General features: G+C 56.5%; 6 protein-coding genes. 4 read left to right on the top strand and 2 right to left on the bottom strand.

What is annotated here, in order from left to right; genetic code table 11:
- Positions 1-261 precede the first annotated feature (261 nt).
- On the top strand, positions 262-510 hold the full coding sequence (locus H1Y01_RS16105) for a DUF433 domain-containing protein (protein ID WP_180541530.1): 249 nt from the start codon (positions 262-264) through the stop codon (positions 508-510).
- A complete protein-coding gene (locus H1Y01_RS16100; RefSeq protein WP_367399795.1) occupies positions 507-857 on the top strand; it encodes a DUF5615 family PIN-like protein in 351 nt (116 codons plus the stop codon). The genes H1Y01_RS16105 and H1Y01_RS16100 overlap by 4 nt, the downstream gene beginning before the upstream one ends.
- A 397-nt stretch (positions 858-1254) precedes the next feature.
- On the opposite strand, the gene H1Y01_RS16095 is transcribed toward H1Y01_RS16100, so the two are convergent.
- Positions 1255-1476: a hypothetical protein gene (locus H1Y01_RS16095; protein ID WP_180541528.1), complete on the bottom strand. Its 222-nt coding sequence runs from the start codon at positions 1474-1476 to the stop codon at positions 1255-1257.
- Positions 1477-2115: 639 nt separating this feature from the next.
- On the opposite strand from H1Y01_RS16095, the gene H1Y01_RS16090 reads away from it, so the two are divergent.
- Positions 2116-3363, top strand: a complete 1248-nt coding sequence (locus tag H1Y01_RS16090) for a hypothetical protein (RefSeq protein WP_180541527.1) — start codon at positions 2116-2118, stop codon at positions 3361-3363.
- A gap of 28 nt (positions 3364-3391) precedes the next feature.
- Positions 3392-3919, top strand: a complete 528-nt coding sequence (locus tag H1Y01_RS16085) for a DinB family protein (RefSeq protein ID WP_180541526.1) — start codon at positions 3392-3394, stop codon at positions 3917-3919.
- Here H1Y01_RS16085 and H1Y01_RS16080 read toward each other — a convergent pair.
- A partial coding sequence (locus H1Y01_RS16080; RefSeq protein ID WP_180541525.1) for a protein-disulfide reductase DsbD domain-containing protein occupies positions 3920-4292 on the bottom strand: 373 nt, incomplete at its 5' end.

The following is a 4292-nucleotide window of genomic DNA, read 5'->3' as shown; positions in this document are numbered from 1 at the left end:
TGGATCAATCCGCTCTCGCCGCGCCGGTATGCGTCCCAGACTTCGCGTTGGAAGGCGAACGAAGTCCACCCGCGGCTTTTGAACCAGGATTCGACTGCCTGGATAGGCGTCGGTCGCCGGGTGCGGGAGGGTTTCGGCTTGGTTGCTATCTTCGGCACGATGCTGCTTACTTTAATTGTCTCGCGAGGGCGTGGTCGACAGATCCTTTCCGCGAAATGTGAAATGTCTGTTCACGATAATCTAAAGAGAGGAGTACCGATCATGGCACGTATAAATGTAGCCGCGGAGATTGACTGGACTCAATGCGAATTGATCGAACAAGTACCCGGCAAAGTATCGGGACGGCCGATCGTGCGCGGTACGCGTATTCTGCCTGATGCGATCATCAACAGTTACGACGCGGGCGGCACGCTGGACGACATTCACGAGGACTATCCGGGGCTTTCCATTCCGCAAATTCAGCGGCTCATTGAGTTTGCTCACACGCGGCGCGCTCAGCCCACCCCGTGAGGGTGTTGCTTGATGAAAACCTTCCGCATCGGTTGCGGCAGAGGCTCGGCAGCCATGAGGCTTTTACGGTCAGCTATATGGGTTGGGCCGGGATGAAGAACGGCGAGCTTCTCGATGCGGCTGAACAAGCGGGTTTCGAAGCCTTAGTCACCGGCGACCAGACACTGTCCTATGAGCAGAACTTCACGGGACGGCGTATTGCAGTGTTGGTTCTCTCCACGATCGACCGGGATATCCTCAAGAGCAACGCGCCCTTGATCGTAGCCGCGTTAGACGCCGTTACGCCCGGCTCCGTTCAGCAAGTTGATTGCGGCACTTTCAGTCGGAAGAAGCAGGTCGAGGAATAGAGCGCGCGCTTGTTCTGCTTAATGTCAAATCGGGGGGTCAAATTGGAGTAGTGCCGAACGGTGATACCCAGGTGCAAGCTACCGCTGACCCCACGTACCGGGTGGGTGACATATGGGAATACGAGACTCGCGGTGGCGGAGAGCGCTCTAAATTCGTCGTAGTCAAGGTAGAGAGGTCACCCAAGGTCGGTTTGATCGCGCATATCGGGGTAGACAACCTGACTTGGAAGAGTTGTGCGGGAGAGGATGTGCCACAGTACGTCCCTCACATGCCTTTTTCCCGCAAAGCCATTGATGCAAGTGCTGTTCGACGTATTGCTACCAATCGCGAACTTCCAGAGTATAAAGAGGGCTACGAAGAATGGCGACAGGTGTTTGTAAAGGGACATGCAGGCATCTATACGATTCGGATCAAGGACGCGGTCGCTGTCGCCGAGGAAACCTGGCGGACGGGAACGGCGTGGATCAATCCGCTCTCGCCGCGGCGATATGCGTCCCAGACTTCGCGTTGGAAGGCGAACGAAGTCCATCCGCGGCTCTTGAACCAGGAGTCGACGGCCTGGATCGGACTTGATCGCCGGGTGCGGGAGGGTTTCCGCTTGGTTGCTTTCTTAGGCACTCGCTACCTGCTTATTGTCTCCCGACGCACTCGTTACCCGTGTACTGATTACGAAGTCAAGAAATGCAACTCGATGCGCGAGAAACCTCGCTGTCAGAGACTTTCCGTCGCCTTCCACCCGGAGCAACTGCCGAGTTGACGGCGCTGGCCGAGCGACTCGCCGCTTTGAGTGCTAACTCGAAGATTGATTGGTCGGGCTCCTGGTCCGATGAAGATCTGAGCAGTTCACAGTTGCGTCGCTCAGCTCCGGCCAGCGGTGTGATTGCGAGCGAGACATATTTATTACGGATCGGGACTGGATCGCAGTGAGGCCTTGCATTCGCATCGCATTCGCGGGGTTGAAATGAGCGCGAGACGTTATCCGGTCATCATCGAGCAGACAGGCACAGGTTACTCCGCTTATTCGCCTGATGTTGCGGGATGCGTGGCTGTTGCGATACGCCGCAAGAAGTTCGCCTGAATTTCCAAGACGCGCTGAATGCGCACTTCGAAGCTATGCGCGAAATCGGTGAGCCGATTCCGGACCCACATGCTTCGGTCGATTACGTAGACGTCGCCGTATAGAGCTTCAGCCCGCCAAAGGACGCATTCCGTTGGCTCGGAACTTTTCGCGTCCGGCGTTCATATACGATCTTGCTAATGCGAGCCGTACCATGTTCCCTGATCTCAGCTTTGTCTGCTATGTCGGTTTTTGCGCAAACCCCCGCGCCAAAGCCCACGCTTGAGGGTAGCCTCGCAAAGGCTTCTTACGCGCTGAGTATCGAGGGCGGGAGGATGACCGGTCCCGGTGCAGCCATTCTTCAAACCGCAATTTCGCAGGCCGATTATGTTCTACTCGGCGAGGATCATCTTACTCGCGAGATTCCTCGCTTTGGCGCCGCTGTCTGCGATGCCATGGCATCGGGCGGTCTCTCCGCCATGGCGTTCGAGGCGAGTCCCGCGGTTGCGCGCTTCGTTCAGGAATCGCTTAAGACATCGAATCGTATTCAGACAATGGCGGAGCTTCAGAAGAAATATCCGGACAGTGCCGCGTTCCTGAACATCAAAGACGAGAATGATCTAGCCGCTCATTGTGCCGCTATCTCTAAACGCAGTAACTTCGAAATCTGGGGACTGGATCAGGAATTTATGGGTTCGGCAGGTTGGATCTTAGCGCGGATGCTCGCCGCAAACCCCGGCCCCGCTGCGCGCGGGGCGATTTTGCATCTGCAGGCACTCGAACGCGCCGACGTCGAAGAAGCGCGTAAGACCGGCGATCCCTCCAAGCTATTCCTGGTCTCAGTACCCGACTCTGACATCCAGGGTGCGTCGGCCGCGATCAACAAAGACGGTACGCCGGCAACCAAAGTCGCATTTCATGAACTAACTACGAGCCGCACAATCTACCTGGAGCAGGGTACCCATCCCAGCGATTCGAATGCAAGCCGTGGCCTTCTGATGAAGCATAATTTCCTCACTTACTACAACATGGCCGGCGGCGACAATCAATCCAAACGTATCTTATTCAAGTTCGGTGATTGGCATCTTTACAAGGGCGTCAATCCATTGCACCAGCGCGATCTAGGTAACTTCATCGCGGAGTTCGCTGACGGGCAGGGCAAAGGCTCTTTGCATATTTTGGTTCTGGGCATCAAGGGCACACACGCAGTGTATAGCGGGTATGATCGCCCGTTGAAGTTTGAACCGTTCGATATGGTTCAAGACGACGACTATAAGTGGCTGAAACCGGCCATCGACGCCAAGAAGGCCGAGTCCTGGACGCTATTCGATTTGCGCGGCCTGAGATTCGGGCAATTGAATTTGGATGCCGATTGGCAGCGCGTCGTTTACGGGTACGATCTGTTAGTCCTGATCCCCGAGCTAACGCCCGCAGCTCTGATTCAGTAGCGACATCGCGTCGAGATATCCTGTCCACATGCCCCCGCTGCAACCCGATCAGGCAGGTTTCCTGCTTCACACTGTTTTTCTTCCCGGATTCAAGAATGAGCATCGCATCACCAAGACCGTTATCGCGGCGATTCCTCCTGATAAGTCCGACTATCGGCCCGACGAGATCTCGAAAACCGCATTGGAACTGGCTTGGCACATCGCCGCCACGGAAATGCGATTCATGGATGCGGTGGCGGCGGGCGAGTTCGAGTTCACACCGCGGCCGCGCCCGGACACGGTCAAAACCCCGGACGATCTGAATCGCTGGTACACCGAAAATTTCGACCAGCGAATCGAAAAGCTGAGCCAACTTTCGAACGAGCACTTAGCTAAGATCGTCGACTTCCGTGGGATGTTCCAGTTGCCGGCCGTTATGTTCCTCAACTTCGTCCAGCAGCACTCGGTCCACCACCGCGGGCAACTGTCGATGTATCTGCGGCCGATGGGCGCCAAAGTGCCGTCAATCTATGGCGAGAGCTACGACGCGGCGCAGGCTCGCAAAGCCGCCGTGTAGTTACTGGACCGTTACGGGCAGCTTGACTTCTACCGTCTTAGGCGCGAAACAGGCGCGATCATTGCAGGCCTGGTAACGAACCTTGCCGACCATCGTGCTCTGGCCGGGTTTCGCATCGGGAGACGCGGTGAACTTAGTCGTAAGATCGAAGGTTCCGGTAACGACGCTTAGTTTCGTTTCCGAGAACGCGTACTTCTCCATCTGGGGTTTCGGATAGACGATGTCCCTGGCGGTGAGCGGTCCGGGATCCCAGGTGAGCTTCAGCGGAATCAGGTTCTCGTCGTTGGGCGTGTGGCTATTGGCGTGAAAGCCCTCGTTCAGCGTAGCGGTGAGCTTCAGCTCGGCCGTTCCGCCGCGCTTCACCGTCACCGGC

The organism is Nevskia soli (genome assembly GCF_903970205.1).
GTDB lineage: Bacteria > Acidobacteriota > Terriglobia > Bryobacterales > Bryobacteraceae > Bog-113.
This window is presented reverse-complemented; position numbering and strand designations above follow the sequence as displayed.